Raw genomic sequence first — 17,798 nt, 5'->3', positions numbered from 1 at the left:
TGAGACATTCTCGTTTTTGCGGGGGTGTCTTTTTATTATGCAATCAATCCTCATGAAAGCTTGTTTTTCATCATACACTTTCTTAAGGGAAAGTGTAAGGAGGGAAAATAATGAGAGCAAGTGATGATAAAGCACTGCAATATGCGATTGCGGAAATTACGGAAATTGCGACTGGATTTGGGCTTGATTTTTATCCGATGCGTTATGAAATATGTCCAGCGGAAATTATTTATACATTTGGTGCATATGGGATGCCGACAAGGTTTTCACATTGGAGTTTTGGAAAACAATTTTTCAGAATGAAATTACAATACGATTTAGGACTTAGTAAAATATACGAACTCGTTATTAACTCTGATCCATGTTACGCCTTTTTATTAGATACGAACTCTTTAATTCAAAACAAATTAATTGTAGCGCACGTTTTAGCACACTGTGATTTCTTCAAAAATAATATTCGTTTTTCAAATACGAAGCGAGATATGGTAGAGAGTATGGCGGCAACAGCGGACCGTGTGAAAGCGTATGAGCATAAGTACGGAAAGGCAGAGGTAGAAACATTTTTAGATGCCGTACTTGCCATTCAAGAGCATATTGATCCGTCGCTTATGCGTCCGAAGCTCGCATGGAGTATTGATGATTTAGAAGATGAAGAAGTAGAAAAGAAAAAGGTGTCGCAATACGATGATTTATGGAATTTAGATAATCGCAATAAAAAGCAGGAACGTTCTAATGTGCGTAAAAAGAAGAAAATTCCACCACAACCAGAGAAAGATTTACTGCTCTTTATTGAAGAATATAGCCGTGAGTTAGAAGATTGGCAGCGTGATATATTAACGATGATGCGCGAAGAAATGTTATATTTTTGGCCACAGCTTGAAACGAAAATCATGAACGAAGGCTGGGCATCCTACTGGCATCAACGCATACTTCGTGAAATGGACTTAACCTCTGATGAAGCAATTGAATTTGCGAAATTAAATGCAGGTGTTGTACAGCCATCAAAAACAAGTATTAATCCATACTACCTCGGTATTAAAATCTTTGAAGATATTGAAGAACGGTACAATAATCCGACTGAAGAAATGAAACGACGAGGCGTAAAACCAGGATCTGGCCGTGACAAAATGTTTGAAGTACGCGAAATTGAATGGGACGTATCGTTCCTAAGAAACTACTTAAATAAAGATCTTGTTATGCGAGAAGATATGTACTTATTCCAGCGCCAAGGAAAAGAATATAAAGTCATAGATAAAGAATGGGAGAATGTGCGTGATCAACTCGTAAATATGCGGACAAATGGTGGGTTCCCGTACTTAGTAGTAGAAGATGGAGACTACTTAAAGAACGGAGAATTATACATTAAACATAGTTACGAAGGAATCGAGCTCGATTTAAAATACTTAGAAAAAGTATTACCATATCTTCATCAGCTATGGGGAAGAACGGTGCATATGGAGTCGATTGTGGAGAGTAAGGGCGTTGTGTTTTCTTATGATGGGAAGATGGTGCATCGGAAGTATGTGTGAGGGGAAGAACGGACATAGGATACTGTGTCCGTTCTTTTTATTTGGAACAAAGTTAAATATGCTATTCTTGAAAAAAGGGAGTTACATAGAGAAATGGAGTGATTTAAATGAGCAAAGTAGGGATATGTAAGGTGGATATTACGCCGCCTGTAGGTATTGATTTTGTCGGATATCATAGAGAGACAGGCATAAATAATGTTGAAGAACGTATTTACGGGACAGTTTTTGTATTTGAAAAAGATGAAATGAAGACTGTGTTTATAAGTATTGATAATATTGGGATGCTAGTAGAAGATACGAATATGATTCGTGAGCGAGTAGCAAGTAGGCTTCATGTGCCATTTGAGCGAATAACGGTTGTTTATACTCATACGCATTCCGGTCCAGAGACAGTCGGTGATAATCCGCTAGTGCAGTCGTATAAAACGATTTTAGTAAATAATGTAGTGCATGGTGCTATTACTGCGAATAACAACTTGAAGCCATGTGAAGTTGGCTGGGGTGTTACGACAGGTGATATTGGGGTAAATCGAAGAGAGAGAACATGTGATGGAAGAGCGAAGATGGGAACAAATATAGATGGTGTTGTAGATAAGCGAATTGGTATGTTAGCAATAAGAGATGCTGAAACGAAGGAGTTATCTGGGATTTTAGTATTTTGTACGGCGCATCCGAATGTTTTAAAAGGTGATAGTGATGTATTATCAGCAGACTATCCGGGGATGACAAGAGAGATTCTTGAGAAGACCGTAAATTGTCCTGTTATGATTGTTCAAGGTGCTGCTGGTAATGTGAATGCGAAGTATCGAGGTTCAAGGAAAGCATTAAAACAAATGGCTCACATACTTAGTGGACATATATTAACGATGCTTCCAACAGTTATTTATAGCCCGATTGTAAATGTAAGAACAGTTTCGAGTACGATGCAAATGAAGTTGAAGGATATTCCTGAATTTGATGAGATACGAAGCATGGCTCGATTAGCCGAGAAGCAGTGGGGCGTGAATACGGATGAATGGCTTACTATCGTTTTAGAGAAATATGAGCAAGGTATTCGGCGGTTAAGTATTGATTTAGAAGTGCAGTTATTTCAAGTTAATGATGGTATGTTTTCAGGTTTACCGATGGAACCTTTTTCGGAAACGGCATTAGAAGTGAAAGAGAATCTTCAAAATGAATTAGCTTTCTTTGGTGGATATACGAATGGATATATTGGTTATTTACCAACGAAGGAAGAATTCTTATATGGTGGGTATGAAGTGGAATTAAGCCCTGTTGTGTATGGACCGGTTACGAATTTATTGATACCACCGGAGGAGAATACTGCGGAGTTGGTTGTGAAGAGAGTTATGGAATTATATAACGCGTAAAAAATATATTTAGTAGAATAAAATTTAAAGAAATTAATGATTTTTAATACATCTGTAGAAAACGAATCCATTTTGAAGAAGATGAATCAAAATGGATTCGTTTTTTGTTTACCAGACAGGTCGTATATTTGATGATAATTTCTCTGTATTTTCTTTAGTAACGAATGTTGTTAAATCCTCTTTCAGTATTTGCATTCGTTCTATACCTATGTTTTCAATCCATCGCTGTTCTATTTCAGCTACTATTTCTTCTTTTACTTTCATTACTGACAAACCACGTTCGGTTAAAACGATGATTTTACCTCTTTTATCAGTAGGATGTGTTTTACGTGTAACGTAGCCATTACTCTCAAGAGAATCCACCATTTTACTTACAGCTTGTTTGGAAATCCCCAAATACTCAGCTAGCTCTATACCAGTTGCCCCATTAGGAAGGATGCGTTTGAACATAAAACCATGTGCTGGCCTAATATCTTCAAATCCTAATTCACTTAATTTGTCATGTAGCTCAGTGATTAATGTGCTAAATGATAATGATAAAAGCGATGTAAGATCTAACTCGTTAAATGTTTGATCCATGTATATAACCTCCGCGCTTGTAGTCAATTAAGTTGACTATGTGTAATGCCTATTGTACTATACATAATATAGTCAATCAAATTGACTATATTATGTCGGTAGAACAAATAATGATTTATATAATATAGAATCAATGGAGGTTTCACATGGTTAATATCGTGAAAATTAGAGGGAGTGTATTTGCACCGTATGCATCGCTGGAACCTATTAAGGACCCTGCAACAGGAAGAGTGTTTGAATATGCTGGAGATGCACGTGAGTTTACACCACAAGCTGTGAACACAAAGCGTTCAAGGTTAGAACAAGAAGTGAATATTGATTTTTATAAAAGAGAAATTTTCACATATGCAGATGCTTGTATCGTCACCGTGAAGATTACAAATTCAGATGGCTCAATTGAGTATCAAAAGGGAGAAACAAGTACAGAAAACATTGTATGTACAAATATTGTATGGAGTGAAGATGAAGTTTCATTTGAAATGAGAGCAAGTGCAAGTAATCCTTTAAACGCAGCAGCACCTGCAGCTGATTATTTTTTGACTATACGAGCTAATGAAAGTGGCACTGTGAATATTGAAGGTGTACATGATGGTTTCCCTTGCTATGAATTTTATAAACAAGTAGATTTTGGTTCGTTTGAATTGATATACACACATGATTTCAGAAAAACGGATGATACCCCAGCAGCACTAGCTGGAGAGATGGAATATAGCTTTAAAACGACAGTCTAAACATAAATATAGCGCTATTTTTTAGAAGGAAATAGAAAAGTAAAAGAGAAATCTATTGGTTTTAGGATTGAAATTATGGTCTGTTTTATTTAATAAGCATTCAGCATCTAAAATAAAATTATAGAGGTGTTTCTTATGACTAATATCGTGAAAATTAGAGCCAGTGTATTTATTCCAATGTCTTGGACTGAGGCTAAGAAGGATATGGAAACAGAAAAAGTAATTCAATTCGAAGGTGATTCACGTGAATTCACACCGTATGCGGTAAATGCAATGCGCTCTAGAGTTGAGCAAGAGGTAGTAGTTGATTTCTATAAAGAAGAAGTGTTTTCATATGCGAACACGGGTATTACGACCGAGAAGATTACAAGTCCAGATGGTTCTGTGAGTAAAAGAACAGGGAAAGCAAGTACAGAAAATATTGTGTGCACTGATATCACATGGAATTCTGAAGGTGTGCAATTCAAAATGAGTGCGAGTGCAAGTAATCCATTAAATGTATATGCACCTCCTGTGGATTATGTATTAAATGTATGTGTGAAACAGGATGGTAGTATTGATATTCAAGGGGAGCATGATGGATTCCCTTGTTTTGAATTTTATAAGCAAGTAGATTTCGGTTCATTTGAAAAAATATATACACATGATTTTAGAGAAACTGGTGATACAGCGGCAGCCCTAGGCGGAAACATGGAGTATAGTTTTACAAAGAGATTATAGGAAGTATGATAATAGAACGATGGATTGATTCATTCGTAAAGAACTTGGAAATATCTAAGTTCTTTTTTTGTTTCAAATTTGTGAAAGACATATTGATTGAAATTAAATTTTTTATAATTTATTATATACCCGTACAGGTATAGGTTTTATATGTGTGATATATGAGGGAATTAAATAATAAATAGTATGGAGGTTTGACATATGTCTAGAAAAATTGTTGTAGTAGGCGGAGTTGCTGGCGGGGCATCAGTAGCTGCAAGGCTTCGTCGTTTAAGTGAGGAAGATGAAATTATTATGTTTGAACGCGGTGAATACATTTCGTTCGCAAACTGTGGATTGCCATATTATATTGGCGGTGTCATTACAGAAAGACAAAAGTTATTAGTACAAACTGTTGAAAGGATGTCAAAACGTTTTAATTTAGATATACGTGTATTGAGTGAAGTTGTAAAGATTAATAAAGAAGAGAAAACAATTACGATAAAGAATGTAACTACAGATGAAACATATAACGAGGAATATGATGTTTTGATTCTTTCACCAGGGGCGAAACCAATTGTTCCACCTATTCCGGGCATTGAAGAAGCGAAGGCGTTGTTTACGTTACGAAATGTACCTGATACAGATCGTATAAAAGCGTATATTGATGAGAAGAAACCACGTCATGCGACGGTTATTGGTGGAGGATTTATTGGAGTGGAAATGGTTGAGAATTTAAGAGAACGCGGGATTGAGGTTACTCTTGTAGAGATGGCAAATCAAGTGATGCCACCAATCGATTACGAAATGGCGGCATATGTACATGAGCATATGAAGGTGCACAATGTTGAGCTTGTTTTTGAAGATAGTGTAGATGCGTTAGAAGAGAATGGGACTGTTGTACGTTTAAAAAGTGGCTCAGTTATAAAAACAGATATGATTATTTTAGCAATTGGTGTACAACCAGAGAGTAGTTTAGCGAAAGATGCAGGATTAGCATTAGGAGTTAGAGGAACGATAAAGGTAAATGAGAAATTTCAAACATCTGACCCATATGTATATGCAATTGGTGATGCGATTGAAGTGAAAGATTTTGTTACAGAAACAGAAACGATGATTCCTTTAGCGTGGCCCGCTAATCGTCAAGGTCGCATGTTAGCAGATATTATTCATGGTCATACGGATTCTTTATATAAAGGTACGATGGGAACTTCTGTGGCTAAAGTTTTTGATTTAACAGTTGCTTCGACTGGAGTAAATGAGAAAATATTAAAACGATTAAATATACCCTATGAGGTAGTACATGTACAGGCAAATTCTCATGCGGGATACTATCCGAATGCTACGCCAGTGCTAATAAAATTAATCTTTAATAAAGAAAGCGGAAAAATTTACGGAGCACAGGCTTTAGGGCGTGACGGGGTAGATAAGCGTATAGATGTTATCGCGACGGCAATGAAGGCAAACTTAACTGTAATCGATTTACCGGATTTAGAATTATCATATGCCCCGCCGTATTCTTCTGCAAAAGATCCAGTAAACATGGTGGGGTATGCCGCAAGTAATATAGTAGATGGTTTTGTGGAAACGGTACAATGGCATGAAATAGATCGTATTGTTGACAATGGTGGATATCTTATAGATGTTCGGGAGCCCAATGAACTAAAACAAGGAATGATTAAAGGTTCTATTAATATTCCGTTAGATGAATTACGTGATAGATTGGATGAAGTGCCAATGGACAAAGAAATATATATCACTTGTCAACTTGGTATGAGAGGGTATGTTGCAGCACGTATGTTAATGGAAAAAGGATATAAGGTAAAGAATGTAGATGGTGGTTTTAAATTGTATGGGACAGTATTGCCAGAACGTGTTGTATATTGATATTTTTCATCTTCTACTTCAAGATTTAGTGAAAGATGAAAACCTATAGATTAAGGTTTTAATTTTTGTTTCGCGAACATATAAGACAAAAATTAAAAATAGGGGTTTACAAAATACCCTATAGGGTATAATATATTGTCATAGGTTATAAATGGTGACATAATGGTAATGAGGTGATTATAGAATGGAATATAATCAAGATATGAAAAATAGATTGAAACGTATTGAAGGTCAAGTTCGTGGTGTGCTTCGTATGATGGAAGAAGGAAAAGATTGCCGAGAAGTTATTACACAGTTAACAGCATCTCGTTCTGCACTTGATCGTACAATTGGACTCGTTGTTGGAACGAATTTAGAGCAGTGTTTGCGTGAACAGTTTGAAAGTGGTAATGGTTCAAATGAAGAGTTAATTAAAGAAGCTGTTCAATTACTTGTAAAAAGCCGATAATCTGTCAAACGTAAGTGTTGACAGATTTTCAAAAACGTTTTAATATACCCCTACAGGTATGTGTGTATGAATTGTGGAGGAATCGATTATGAGTATAAAAGTGGATATGAGTTTAGATTGTAAAGGTTTGGCTTGTCCGATGCCGATTGTGAAAACGAAGAAGGCGATAGAAGGATTAGCACCAGGGCAAGTGATTGAAGTTAAGGCAACAGATAAAGGATCTACGGTAGATATAAAAAGTTGGGCGAGTAAAGTAGGACATCAATATATCGGAACGAAACACGAGGGTGATGTATTGGTGCATTATGTTAGGAAAGCAAACGAGCATGAAGTGAATGAAGTTGTGAAATATCCACATACAATTACGAATGCAGAATTACAGTCTATATTGTCTCATGGAGAAGAGAGCATTGTATTAGATGTTCGCGAAGCAGCGGAATTTGCTTTTGGCCATATTCCATCCGCCATTTCGATACCATTAGGTGAATTAGACAGCGCAGTATTAGATAAGATGAAGCAAATTTATGTTATTTGTCGAACTGGTAACCGTAGTGATGTAGCTTGCCACATGTTGAAAGAGAAAGGTTATGCAAATGTGAAAAATGTCATCCCAGGCATGTTAGAGTGGAAAGGGAATGTGGAAAAATAAAATTTTTTAAATAAAAATATACCTATGGGGGTAATGAGATGGATGTTAAAGCATTACAAGCAAAAGATGTTGCAGAGAAAGTTTTATTCGGAGAGTTATTCATTTTAGATGTTCGTAATGAGGCGGATTATGAAGATTGGAAAATTGAAGGGAAACAAGTTTCTTCTATTAATAAACCTTATTTTGACTTGTTAGATGGTGTAGATCATATTGTCAGTGAACTACCTAAAGATAAAGATGTTTTAGTAGTATGTGCAAAAGAAGGGTCTTCTATATTTGTGGCAGAGCAATTAACAGAGGCTGGATTAGAAAATATTTATTATTTATCTGGTGGTATGAAGGCTTGGAGTGAATATGTAAAGCCTATAAAAGTGGGAGATTTAAAAGATGGCGGAAGTATGTATCAGTTTAACCGTCTTGGAAAAGGTTGTTTATCATATATGGTTATTTCAAACGGTGAAGCAGCAGTTATTGATGCGGTAAGGACAGCCGAGGCATATGAAGAGTTTGCGAAAGAGCATGGCGTTACGATTAAGAATGTAATGGATACACATTTACATGCAGACCATATTTCTGGAGGACGTAAGTTAGCGGAAAAAGTAGGGGGTACGTATTGGTTACCGCCAAAAGATGCGGAGGAAGTCGTTTTCTCATACGAACCGCTCGTTGAAGGATCTGTTATTACGGTGGGGGGTACTAAAATTGAAATTGACGCGTTATACTCACCAGGGCATACGATTGGAAGTACGTCATTCATTGTAGATGATTCTTATTTATTATCAGGTGATATTTTATTTGTAGATTCAATTGGGCGTCCTGATCTTGCTGGTAAGGCTGAAGATTGGGTGAGTGATTTACGTAATACTTTGTATAGCCGATATAAAGAGCTATCTCAAAATTTAGTTGTGTTACCGGCTCATTATTCAAAAGTAAGTGAAATGAACGAAAGTGGTATTGTTAGCGCAAAATTAAAAGATTTGTTTGCGAATAATGCGGGGTTAAATATTGAGGATGAGGGAGAGTTCCGTAAAGTTGTAACAGAAAACTTACCACCTCAGCCAAATGCATATGAAGAAATTCGTCAAACGAATATGGGGAAAATTCACCCAAGCGTGGATAAAGAGCGTGAAATGGAGATTGGTCCAAATCGTTGTGCAGTGCACGAATAATGAAATAAATAAAAAATGGAGGAATTGATGATGAATATAAAACAAGTATTAGATGCGAAAGGTTTAGCATGTCCAATGCCGATTGTAAGAACAAAGAGAGCAATGGATGCTCTACAAACTGGAGAAGTGTTAGAAATACATGTAACGGATAAAGGGTCAGTTAAGGATATTCCAGCGTGGGCAAATAAATGTGGCCATGACATCGTAAAGCTTGAAGAAGAAGGCGATGTGCTGAAGTTTTGGATTAGGAAGGCGTAGTGAAGCAATAGTTTTGTAAATATAGAGAGGTTGGTTATATGAACATAATATTAAGTACGCTTTTCATTGTACTTGCTGCATGGTTTGTTATTTCACGATTTTTACCAGTGAAAGGTGTTCAAAATATAAATGGCAAAGAATTGAAAAGTATAGTGGGGAAAAAGGGGAAGTATTTTATTGATGTCCGTACAGTAGGTGAATATAGAGGGAATCATATGAAAGGCTTTCAAAATATCCCCCTAAATGATCTAGCAAGTAAGGCGAATCAATTAGATAAGAATAAGGAAGTAATCGTTATTTGCCAAAGTGGAATGAGAAGTAAGCAAGCAGCAAAGGTATTGAAGAAATTAGGATTTCAGCACGTTATCAATGTTTCAGGCGGTATGAATGGTTTGTGAGGAGGGAATTTAAAATGAAAGAAATGACAGTAAAAGAATTGGAAGAAAAATTGTTACGTAAAGAAGCAGTAAATATCGTGGACGTACGTGAAGTAGAAGAAGTAGCCGAAGGGAAAATTCCAGAAGCGTGTAATATTCCACTAGGACTATTAGAGTTTCGTATGCATGAGTTGGATAAAAAGAAGGAGTATATTATCGTTTGTCGTTCTGGCGGGAGAAGTGCAAGAGCTGTTCAATTTTTAGAAAGTTACGGTTTTCAAGTAATCAATGTGGTAGGTGGTATGTTAGCTTGGGAAGGAAAAGTAGAATAGGGAGAAACAATTTCCATGAAAAAATACCCCTATAGGTAATTGGAGGGAGAACAATATGGAACAACAGAAGAAAACAACAATCGTTTTATTTAGCGGAGATTATGATAAAGCAATGGCTGCTTATATTATTGCAAATGGTGCAGCAGCGTATGATCAAGAGGTAACTATTTTTCATACTTTCTGGGGATTAAATGCTTTAAGGAAAGATGAATATGTGAATGTAAAGAAAACATTTATAGAAAAAGTATTTGGAAGAATGATGCCACGCGGTGCTGATAAGATGGGGTTATCCAAAATGAATTTTGCTGGTATGGGACCAAAGATGATTAAAGGCATTATGAAAAAACATAATGCAATGCCTTTGCCAGATTTAATTGATTTGGCAAAAGAACAGGGGATTAAACTTGTAGCTTGTCAAATGACAGTAGATTTATTAGGGTTAAAAGAGAAAGAGATTATGGAAGGCGTAGAGTTTGCAGGTGTAGGGGCATATTTAGCAGATGCTTCGGATGGGAATGTAAACTTATTCATTTAATCACCTTCTTTTTAGAAGGAGGGGGATGTAAGGTGAGTGGAGTATTATTACTTTTTATAATTGGGTTTATAGGATCGTTTATATCAGGAATGGTTGGAATTGGCGGTGCAATTATTAATTATCCGATGATCTTATATATTCCAGTATTGTTAGGATTTACTGGCTATACGTCACATGAAGTGAGCGGTATTACAGCGGTACAAGTATTCTTTGCAACTTTTGCAGGCGCCTGGGCATATCGGAAAAGTACTGATATGAATAAAATGTTAGTTGTGTATATGGGAGCTAGTATATTAATAGGAAGTTTTATAGGAAGTTTTAGTGCAAATCTATTAGATGAACACGCTGTAAATGTTGTTTATACAGTATTGGCGACCATTGCAGCTATGATGATGTTTGTACCAAAGAAAAATAATAGTGGAGCAGTTAAGTATAATAAATGGTTAGCAAGTGTGTTAGCGTTTATTGTAGGAGGTGTTTCGGGCATTATTGGAGCTGGAGGTGCGTTTCTTTTAGTTCCTATTATGCTAGTTATTTTAAAATTACCATTGCGCATGACGATAGCGACATCTATCGCTATTACGTTTATTTCCTCAGTAGGGATTACGACTGGAAAAGTGATTACTGGACAAGTAGTTATCATTCCAGCTCTAATTATTGCGGTTGCAAGTATATTTGCTGCGCCACTTGGAGCGCGAGTCGGGAAGAGGATAAATCAAAAAGTACTACAATATATGTTATCGATTTTAATTGTCGGCACTGCTATTAAGATGTGGATTGATATGATATCGAAATAAAAGGATGGGCTGCTTGCAGCCCATCCTTTTATTTATGCCCAAATAACTTTCATTAAGTTTTTATATTCGTCATTCGCTAATTTATATAGCATTCTCGTATGTTCAAAGACAAGTGCTGGATTAAAGTTTGGTTCTGAGAATGCAAGAGATGTTGAAATATCAATTGCATTTTGCTTATTTAATGTGAATTTTGCAAAGCGATAAGATGTATTTAATTCATTGATGACATGTAAAATATCATTTGTTGATGTTGCATCAGGTACGTGAGCAACATTGAAGCAGTATATATCCACCGTAGGATGTTCGTTTTGGAAAGCAGCGATAAGTTGAATTTTTGCGCCAGCTTCAGTCTCTAATCCTACTGAAAAATGAACAGAGCCATCATTTTCATCTATATTTTCTTCCATGTATATATCGTTGGATTTTAAGTAGTCTTTAAAATCTGAGATGTTATGTTTTACTGCAGCTTTCATATGTATGAGCCCCCTGATAATTGGAATAGATTGCTACTATTTATTATAATTTAAAAATATTAAAAAAGATAGTTAGAAAGTTCTGATTTTTAATTCTGAAGAAATAAAAAGAAGCCGTACTCTACCTCCATAGAGTACGGCTTCTTTACTATTCATTGTCGTTAGACGATGTTTCTGTATCTTCACTGCTATTTTTGTTCTTATTTTTCACTTCATTGTTACTTGATTCGCGTTCACTTGAATTTTCAGACTTAGATTCTTTTGTCTTTTTCGAATCAGAGTCTGAGTCAGACTTTGTATATGCAGGTAGCCCAAGATGAGTACGAAGTTCATTTGTAACATTAGCTAATTCTTTTTTATCTGGATTGTAGTAGTAAGTTCGACCACCACCAGCAGATTTGCTACATGTATCGTCACCTTTTGCCATATAGCAATCATCACCTTGGATTTGTAATTTCTCAATTTCCGAATCCGATCCATATTTATAGAATGAAAGCATATCATCAAATGTTAAGTTTGTAACGAATTGTCCGTTAATATCATCAATGATGTTGCCAACTTTTGTTACAGAACCAACACTTGTTAGTTTCTTTAAAATAGCCTCGATAACGAGTTGTTGACGTTGTCCACGCATTGCATCGCTATCGATGTGTCTTGTTCTAGCAAGAGCAAGAGCTTCTTCGCCATTTAACTTTTGAACACCTTTTTCTAGATGAATTGCCTCAGCATTATCATTGCTATCTTGCTCAGTAAATTCAACTGGTACATCAACTTCAACACCGCCCAAGTCATCGACGATTTTTATAAATGATTTAAAGTTAAATTTCACAAAATAATCGACAGGAACATTCATTAATTTTTCAACTGCATCAATGCTTGCTTGTGGTCCACCATTTTTTCCGTTTTTAGCAGAACCGAATGCATGAGCGTGTGTAATTTTATCTTTTTTCTTTTCTATTGGGATATAAGTATATGTGTCACGTGGGATACTTAATAGTTTAACAGTTTTGCTATCTTTATTAAATGTTGCAAGTAAAAGCGCATCTGTTCTTATAGCTTCACCATATTCTTTTCCTCGGACATCGCTTTCATCAACACCCATTATTAAAACAGAGACGTTATTTGTAATAGGTTTTACAGCTTTATCTCGTAAATCAGATTTATCACCGCGTGCTAAATCGTGTGCGGCATTTCGAACAGCAGAAGATGCTTTATTTACTAAAAACCAAGTATAACCGCCGCCTATTAATAAAACGAATAGTATAGCGCTTATAATAATTTTTATTTTTTTCTTATTTTTTTTCGGTTTATTGCGTGTATTTTCTTGCAAAGATGGGTTTTGCTCCATTTCCTGTACTCCTTCATTTGGATTGAAATACGACACTCATATCCACTTATTATAATGAAATTTAGCGAAAAAAAACATTACAAAACATTTACATTTCGTAAAAATTCAATATATTTATAAAAAGTCAGATTTTCTATATTATCTTTTTTAGATGTAGAATAAGTATAAGTTGTTTTAGTAGAAATGAAAATATGTATTGTGAGAAAGTGATAGAGAAGTAAGATTTGTTGAAATATAGCCAAGAAGAAATGAGTAAGCTTACTTATTTCTTCTATATAATAAAGAAGAATTTGACGGATAAAGGAGAGAGCATAATGAATCATACATCATTCCGAGCAATCGTTGTGAACGAAACGGAAAATCATCAGTTTGTAAGAAAAGTTGTTGAGAGAGAAGTAAGTAGTTTACCTGAGGGAGACGTATTCATACAAGTTCATTATTCTTCATTAAATTATAAAGATGCTCTTTCAGCTACTGGTAATAAGGGTGTTACGAGAACATATCCTCATACGCCAGGAATTGATGCTGCAGGAGTGGTTGTGAGTAGTGAAGATGCTACCATTAAAGCAGGAGATCAAGTTATTGTAACGGGATATGACTTAGGTATGAATACCTCTGGTGGTTTCGGAGAATATATTCGCGTGCCATCATCTTGGGTCGTGCCTTTACCGGAAGGAATGTCATTAAAGGAAAGTATGATGTATGGGACAGCAGGTTTTACTGCGGCTTTGTCGGTATATAAGCTTATTGGAGCAGGAGTCAAGCCTAGTATGGGAGATGTTTTAGTAACGGGTGCTACAGGCGGCGTAGGGAGTGTAGCTGTTAGTATATTAAGTAAGCTAGGGTTTAACGTAGTAGGAGCGACAGGAAAAATGGAAGAGGAAGATATGCTGCTACGTCTAGGAGCGAAAAAGGTGATTCATCGCGCGGAATTGAATGATGAATCAGGAAGACCGATGTTAAAAGGGATATACGCGGGAGTTATCGATACTGTAGGTGGACATATGCTAGAAACAGCTTTAAAAACAGTAAAGTATGGTGGTTGTGTAACGACATGCGGTAATGTGGCAGGCCAGGAACTACAAACAACGGTATATCCGTTTATTTTACGAGGTATAAGCCTTTTAGGGATAGATTCCGTGCAATGCCCAGTAGATGTGAGAAGAGATGTTTGGACGCTTTTAGCGAAAGAATGGGGAAATAAAGAGTTACTATCTTATACAGAAGAATGTACATTAGAAGAATTAGAGAAGAAGTTTGCACTTATATTGCAAGGAAAGTTAAAAGGAAGGACAGTTGTTAAAATATAATAAGAAAGAGACGCTTAAGTTAGCGTCTCTTTCTTATTATAATGATTGTTTTAGATTAATTTTTCCTTGTTCACCTAAAACACCGTCAGCGATATTTACAGCGTGATCACCAATGCGCTCTAAGTTACTTACCATATCGACGAAGATGATACTTGCATCACCTGAACAGCTGCGTTCGTTTAGACGTAATACGTGACGTTTACGAAGAACACGTTCCATTTGGTCGATTTTGCGTTCTTTGGCAATAACAGTTTGAGCTAGTTCAGTATCGAAGTTTGTTAAAGCTTCAACTGAGTCTTGCAGTGTTGAAATTGTTAACTCAAGCATTTCGTTTAATTCAGCTAATGCTTCATCTGATAGTGAAACACGGTTTGAAATTTGGAAATCTACAAGTTCTACAAGATTTTCTACATGATCACCGACACGTTCAATATCTCCAACAACACCTGCTAAAACAGAATGTTTTTCAGAATCCGTAGGTGAAAGTGGCTTTTCTGATAGTAAAACTAAATACTCGGTAATTTTTTTATCTAAATTGTTAATAGCTCCTTCTAATTGAGTAGCCATGTTTGCGTGTTTTTTGTCTTGTGTATTTAAAAATTGATTTGCTTCTTTTAATCCATGTAATGAGAACTCAGCCATACGGATAATCTCTTTTTGAGCTTCAGTTAAAGCGATGGCTGGAGATTGTTCAATAAAGATTGGATTTAAATGTTGTGGTTTGAAGTCAATCGCTGCATCTTCACCACGAATAATTTTTGTTACAATCCATGCTAACACTGCAATGAACGGGAATTGAATGATTGTATTTGTTACGTTAAATGTTCCGTGTGCAAATGCAATAGTCATTTCTGGATTCAAGTTTAATGATGTTTGGAAATATTGAATTAAACTTGTAAATGGTATTAATAAAATTGTAAAGATAATTGTACCGATAATATTAAAGATAACGTGAACTAATGCTGCACGTCTTGCTGCAATTGAAGTACCGATTGCTGCTAATACAGCTGTAATTGTTGTACCGATGTTATCACCGAATAATACAGGAAGAGCTGCTTGTAAATCGATTGCACCTTGACCGAATAGTTCTTGTAAAATACCGATTGTTGCACTTGAACTTTGTACAATTAAAGTAAAGACTGTACCGACAACAATTCCTAAAATTGGATTATCACTCATGCTCACTGTTAATTCTTGGAATGATTCTAAAGAACGAAGAGGTTTCATACCTGCGCTCATTAATTCTAAACCGAAGAATAACATACCAAAACCGAATACAACTTGACCTACAGAATGTACTTTTTTATTTTTAAAGAAGAATAGTAAGATTGCTCCAACTGCCATAACTGGGAGAGCATATTCTCCGATTTTAATTCCGATAATAAATGCAGTAACTGTCGTACCGATGTTTGCACCCATAATAACACCGATTGCTTGTCTTAATGTCATAAATCCGGCACTTACAAGTCCGACTGTTAAAGCGGTTGTTCCTGAACTGGATTGGATTAATACAGTAACTAACATACCTGCTAGTACACCCATAAGTGGGTTTGTTGTAAAACGATCTAGAATATCGCGAAGACGATCTCCAGCTGCTTGTTGCAGTCCATCGCCCATGTATTTAATCCCGAATAAGAAAATACCTAATCCACCAATGAACTGGAAGATCATATCTTGAACATTATATTCCACGCATTCCACTCCTTAAATTTCATGTACGATGTAATTATTAACTGAACCTTGAGTCACTGTAAACGGTTTGCTAGTAAAATTTACACTAAATTTACAAAGGGAATAAAAGTTTACAATCCCTTAAAGAAACAACTGCATTTCATTGGTTTTTATCTTGTATAAATCTTAATTTTGTAAAGAAATCACACTTTTTAGAATAATGTTGTTCAGTCGAATATCAAGGAAAGCGTATGCAAGTTCATCGTATATTTTTTGATGAACGTTAAAAAAATATGTAGGGAAATGCATGTAGTTTTAGAACAGCAAAATGAGGGAAAACAATTCTTTTAACATGATAAAAAAGCCACTGAATTATCCAGCAGCTTTTTCCGTGTTTTTATCGCCATGCTTTTGTTTTCTTATGCTTGTAATGTAAATGAAGAGAAAAGCAATAAGTAATAGAGAGGAGTAACGATATACAGTTGCATAGTTTGTAAAGTGAGCAATAAATCCAAAGATAATCGCTCCAGCGCCGATTCCAAGGTCAAATGCGGAGAAGAATGTAGCAGTTGCTACGCCGCGTCGATGCGGTGCTACGCGGTCAATCATCCATGCTTGTAGTGCAGGTTGGATCGCTCCAAAACCACTTCCGTAACATGCTGCAGCAATAATTAAGCTCGGAATTGTCGTCGTATACGACAATAAAATAATACCTGTAAACGTTATAATAACTCCCGGAATGATGACGAATGTATGGCCTTTCGCATCATATAGCTTTCCAGAGAATGGACGTGTCACAGCGATTGCTAGTGCGTTACATAAAAAGAAGAGACTAATATCAGCTATGCCGACTTCTGTAGCAAATAGTGTGATAAAACTTCCGATTCCTCCGTACATTAATGTAATACATAATATTAATAATGAAGGAAGTAAAGCTTTACGCTCAATAAATCCATCGAGAAAAGTACTAGATGATTGTTGTGGAGGCTGTTTCGTTTTTTGGATTTGAAGTAGTTTCGTTAATATTAATGAAACAATTGTGCACGATAATGCACATAAAAAAAGAATTGTGAAGTTATATGTTTGCATAAGCCATAGTCCGATAAGTGGACCGAGGGCCATTGCAAGTGTTCCAGAAAGACCAAAATATCCCATGCCTTCTCCGCGGCGAGCTGAGGGAATTAAATCAGAAACGACAGTTCCATATGTAGTCGTTGTAATGCCGAAACCAGCTCCGTGCAAAATACGAACAGCAAGCAAGAGAAAAATAGTTGAGGCGAAAAGGTAACTGCCCATAGCGAGTAAACAGATAGCAGTACCGATCATTAAAATGATTTTTTTATTGAATTTTTGCAAGGCGTTCCCAGTTAGCGGTCTAACAAAAAGTGCCGCAACGGTAAACATGCCGACAACAAATCCGATATTTGAACTTGTGCCACCAATTTCTTTCACATAAACAGGTAAGGTTGGAATTAACATTTGAAACCCTAAAAACATACATAAGTTTGCAAAAATTAAAGCAACAAACTCTTTTGTCCATAACGGTTCTCGTTTTACGAGTATTGCTTCTCCCATATATTCATCCCCTATATAAAATTTTCTCTTTTCTTTCGAGTATATGTATTGGCCAATGCAA

The 17,798-nt window shown here is 36.0% G+C and carries 19 protein-coding genes; 14 read left to right on the top strand and 5 right to left on the bottom strand.

The genetic code is table 11. The annotated features are described in order from the left end of the window. Nucleotides 1–110 precede the first annotated feature (110 nt). The gene (gene spoVR / locus MR136_RS18235) at nt 111–1,529 is read left to right on the top strand and encodes a stage V sporulation protein SpoVR (RefSeq protein WP_001202693.1); all 1,419 of its coding nucleotides are present in this window, start codon (nt 111–113) and stop codon (nt 1,527–1,529) included. Between the two features lie 107 nt (nt 1,530–1,636). After that, nucleotides 1,637–2,899: a neutral/alkaline non-lysosomal ceramidase N-terminal domain-containing protein gene (locus MR136_RS18230; protein ID WP_017673120.1), complete on the top strand. Its 1,263-nt coding sequence runs from the start codon at nt 1,637–1,639 to the stop codon at nt 2,897–2,899. A gap of 108 nt (nt 2,900–3,007) precedes the next feature. Here MR136_RS18230 and MR136_RS18225 read toward each other — a convergent pair whose 3' ends face one another. Then, the gene (locus tag MR136_RS18225) at nt 3,008–3,478 is read right to left on the bottom strand and encodes a MarR family winged helix-turn-helix transcriptional regulator (RefSeq protein WP_000372891.1); all 471 of its coding nucleotides are present in this window, start codon (nt 3,476–3,478) and stop codon (nt 3,008–3,010) included. 146 nt (nt 3,479–3,624) lie between these two features. On the opposite strand from MR136_RS18225, the gene MR136_RS18220 reads away from it, so the two are divergent. The 11 genes from MR136_RS18220 (at nt 3,625) to MR136_RS18170 (ending at nt 11,360) form a co-directional block, all read left to right on the top strand. Beyond that, entirely contained in the window at nt 3,625–4,209 is a 585-nt protein-coding gene (locus MR136_RS18220) for a DUF3238 domain-containing protein (protein WP_000247265.1), read from the top strand. Between the two features lie 135 nt (nt 4,210–4,344). Beyond that, nucleotides 4,345–4,929: a DUF3238 domain-containing protein gene (locus MR136_RS18215; protein WP_000182101.1), complete on the top strand. Its 585-nt coding sequence runs from the start codon at nt 4,345–4,347 to the stop codon at nt 4,927–4,929. Nucleotides 4,930–5,130: 201 nt separating this feature from the next. Next, complete coding sequence (cdr, locus tag MR136_RS18210; protein ID WP_017673121.1) at nt 5,131–6,795, top strand: CoA-disulfide reductase; 1,665 nt, start codon at nt 5,131–5,133, stop codon at nt 6,793–6,795. A 184-nt stretch (nt 6,796–6,979) separates the two neighbouring features. Next, on the top strand, nt 6,980–7,243 hold the full coding sequence (locus MR136_RS18205; protein WP_000456206.1) for a metal-sensitive transcriptional regulator: 264 nt from the start codon (nt 6,980–6,982) through the stop codon (nt 7,241–7,243). Nucleotides 7,244–7,331: 88 nt separating this feature from the next. After that, the gene (locus tag MR136_RS18200; RefSeq protein WP_017673122.1) at nt 7,332–7,892 is read left to right on the top strand and encodes a sulfurtransferase TusA family protein; all 561 of its coding nucleotides are present in this window, start codon (nt 7,332–7,334) and stop codon (nt 7,890–7,892) included. Between the two features lie 38 nt (nt 7,893–7,930). Continuing rightward, on the top strand, nt 7,931–9,061 hold the full coding sequence (locus MR136_RS18195) for an MBL fold metallo-hydrolase (RefSeq protein WP_000382623.1): 1,131 nt from the start codon (nt 7,931–7,933) through the stop codon (nt 9,059–9,061). 27 nt (nt 9,062–9,088) lie between these two features. After that, nucleotides 9,089–9,319 (top strand): sulfurtransferase TusA family protein, encoded by a 231-nt coding sequence (locus MR136_RS18190; protein ID WP_002093886.1) that lies wholly within the window; start codon nt 9,089–9,091, stop codon nt 9,317–9,319. Nucleotides 9,320–9,357: 38 nt separating this feature from the next. Then, nucleotides 9,358–9,717: a rhodanese-like domain-containing protein gene (locus tag MR136_RS18185; RefSeq protein WP_001021479.1), complete on the top strand. Its 360-nt coding sequence runs from the start codon at nt 9,358–9,360 to the stop codon at nt 9,715–9,717. 14 nt (nt 9,718–9,731) lie between these two features. After that, nucleotides 9,732–10,028 carry a rhodanese-like domain-containing protein gene (locus tag MR136_RS18180; RefSeq protein WP_000661817.1) on the top strand — a complete coding sequence of 99 codons (297 nt, stop codon included), beginning with the start codon at nt 9,732–9,734 and terminating at the stop codon, nt 10,026–10,028. A 55-nt stretch (nt 10,029–10,083) separates the two neighbouring features. After that, nucleotides 10,084–10,563 carry a DsrE/DsrF/DrsH-like family protein gene (locus MR136_RS18175; RefSeq protein ID WP_017673123.1) on the top strand — a complete coding sequence of 160 codons (480 nt, stop codon included), beginning with the start codon at nt 10,084–10,086 and terminating at the stop codon, nt 10,561–10,563. A gap of 32 nt (nt 10,564–10,595) precedes the next feature. Next, a complete protein-coding gene (locus tag MR136_RS18170; RefSeq protein ID WP_000017249.1) occupies nt 10,596–11,360 on the top strand; it encodes a sulfite exporter TauE/SafE family protein in 765 nt (254 codons plus the stop codon). Between the two features lie 32 nt (nt 11,361–11,392). Here the strand turns inward: MR136_RS18170 and MR136_RS18165 are convergent, their stop codons facing one another. Then, nucleotides 11,393–11,833 carry a hypothetical protein gene (locus tag MR136_RS18165; RefSeq protein WP_000642362.1) on the bottom strand — a complete coding sequence of 147 codons (441 nt, stop codon included), beginning with the start codon at nt 11,831–11,833 and terminating at the stop codon, nt 11,393–11,395. A 148-nt stretch (nt 11,834–11,981) separates the two neighbouring features. Next, nucleotides 11,982–13,181: an LCP family protein gene (locus tag MR136_RS18160; RefSeq protein WP_000437391.1), complete on the bottom strand. Its 1,200-nt coding sequence runs from the start codon at nt 13,179–13,181 to the stop codon at nt 11,982–11,984. Between the two features lie 314 nt (nt 13,182–13,495). Between MR136_RS18160 and MR136_RS18155 the strand changes: the two genes are divergently transcribed. Continuing rightward, nucleotides 13,496–14,491 carry a YhdH/YhfP family quinone oxidoreductase gene (locus MR136_RS18155; RefSeq protein ID WP_001016967.1) on the top strand — a complete coding sequence of 332 codons (996 nt, stop codon included), beginning with the start codon at nt 13,496–13,498 and terminating at the stop codon, nt 14,489–14,491. 36 nt (nt 14,492–14,527) lie between these two features. Here MR136_RS18155 and MR136_RS18150 read toward each other — a convergent pair whose 3' ends face one another. Together MR136_RS18150 and MR136_RS18145 are read right to left on the bottom strand one after the other, a co-directional pair. After that, complete coding sequence (locus MR136_RS18150; RefSeq protein WP_000456278.1) at nt 14,528–16,183, bottom strand: Na/Pi cotransporter family protein; 1,656 nt, start codon at nt 16,181–16,183, stop codon at nt 14,528–14,530. A 351-nt stretch (nt 16,184–16,534) separates the two neighbouring features. Then, complete coding sequence (locus MR136_RS18145; protein ID WP_000503245.1) at nt 16,535–17,737, bottom strand: MFS transporter; 1,203 nt, start codon at nt 17,735–17,737, stop codon at nt 16,535–16,537. Nucleotides 17,738–17,798: the final 61 nt, after the last annotated feature.

The sequence above is a fragment of the Bacillus cereus group sp. BfR-BA-01311 genome, assembly GCF_022664295.1.
GTDB classification, from domain to species: domain Bacteria; phylum Bacillota; class Bacilli; order Bacillales; family Bacillaceae_G; genus Bacillus_A; species Bacillus_A cereus.
Note: the sequence above shows the minus strand (reverse complement) of the source record. Positions and strands in the feature narration are given on the sequence as shown.

Excerpts from the sequence above, each read along its gene's own strand:
- MR136_RS18160 (WP_000437391.1), bottom strand. The coding sequence starts at position 13,181 with ATGGAGCAAAACCCATCTTTGCAAGAAAATACACGCAATAAACCGAAA.
- MR136_RS18175 (WP_017673123.1), top strand. The coding sequence starts at position 10,084 with ATGGAACAACAGAAGAAAACAACAATCGTTTTATTTAGCGGAGATTAT.
- MR136_RS18145 (WP_000503245.1), bottom strand. The coding sequence starts at position 17,737 with ATGGGAGAAGCAATACTCGTAAAACGAGAACCGTTATGGACAAAAGAG.
- MR136_RS18215 (WP_000182101.1), top strand. The coding sequence starts at position 4,345 with ATGACTAATATCGTGAAAATTAGAGCCAGTGTATTTATTCCAATGTCT.
- MR136_RS18185 (WP_001021479.1), top strand. The coding sequence starts at position 9,358 with ATGAACATAATATTAAGTACGCTTTTCATTGTACTTGCTGCATGGTTT.
- MR136_RS18205 (WP_000456206.1), top strand. The coding sequence starts at position 6,980 with ATGGAATATAATCAAGATATGAAAAATAGATTGAAACGTATTGAAGGT.
- cdr (WP_017673121.1), top strand. The coding sequence starts at position 5,131 with ATGTCTAGAAAAATTGTTGTAGTAGGCGGAGTTGCTGGCGGGGCATCA.
- MR136_RS18165 (WP_000642362.1), bottom strand. The coding sequence starts at position 11,833 with ATGAAAGCTGCAGTAAAACATAACATCTCAGATTTTAAAGACTACTTA.
- MR136_RS18225 (WP_000372891.1), bottom strand. The coding sequence starts at position 3,478 with ATGGATCAAACATTTAACGAGTTAGATCTTACATCGCTTTTATCATTA.
- MR136_RS18195 (WP_000382623.1), top strand. The coding sequence starts at position 7,931 with ATGGATGTTAAAGCATTACAAGCAAAAGATGTTGCAGAGAAAGTTTTA.
- spoVR (WP_001202693.1), top strand. The coding sequence starts at position 111 with ATGAGAGCAAGTGATGATAAAGCACTGCAATATGCGATTGCGGAAATT.
- MR136_RS18190 (WP_002093886.1), top strand. The coding sequence starts at position 9,089 with ATGATGAATATAAAACAAGTATTAGATGCGAAAGGTTTAGCATGTCCA.
- MR136_RS18220 (WP_000247265.1), top strand. The coding sequence starts at position 3,625 with ATGGTTAATATCGTGAAAATTAGAGGGAGTGTATTTGCACCGTATGCA.
- MR136_RS18200 (WP_017673122.1), top strand. The coding sequence starts at position 7,332 with ATGAGTATAAAAGTGGATATGAGTTTAGATTGTAAAGGTTTGGCTTGT.
- MR136_RS18155 (WP_001016967.1), top strand. The coding sequence starts at position 13,496 with ATGAATCATACATCATTCCGAGCAATCGTTGTGAACGAAACGGAAAAT.
- MR136_RS18180 (WP_000661817.1), top strand. The coding sequence starts at position 9,732 with ATGAAAGAAATGACAGTAAAAGAATTGGAAGAAAAATTGTTACGTAAA.
- MR136_RS18230 (WP_017673120.1), top strand. The coding sequence starts at position 1,637 with ATGAGCAAAGTAGGGATATGTAAGGTGGATATTACGCCGCCTGTAGGT.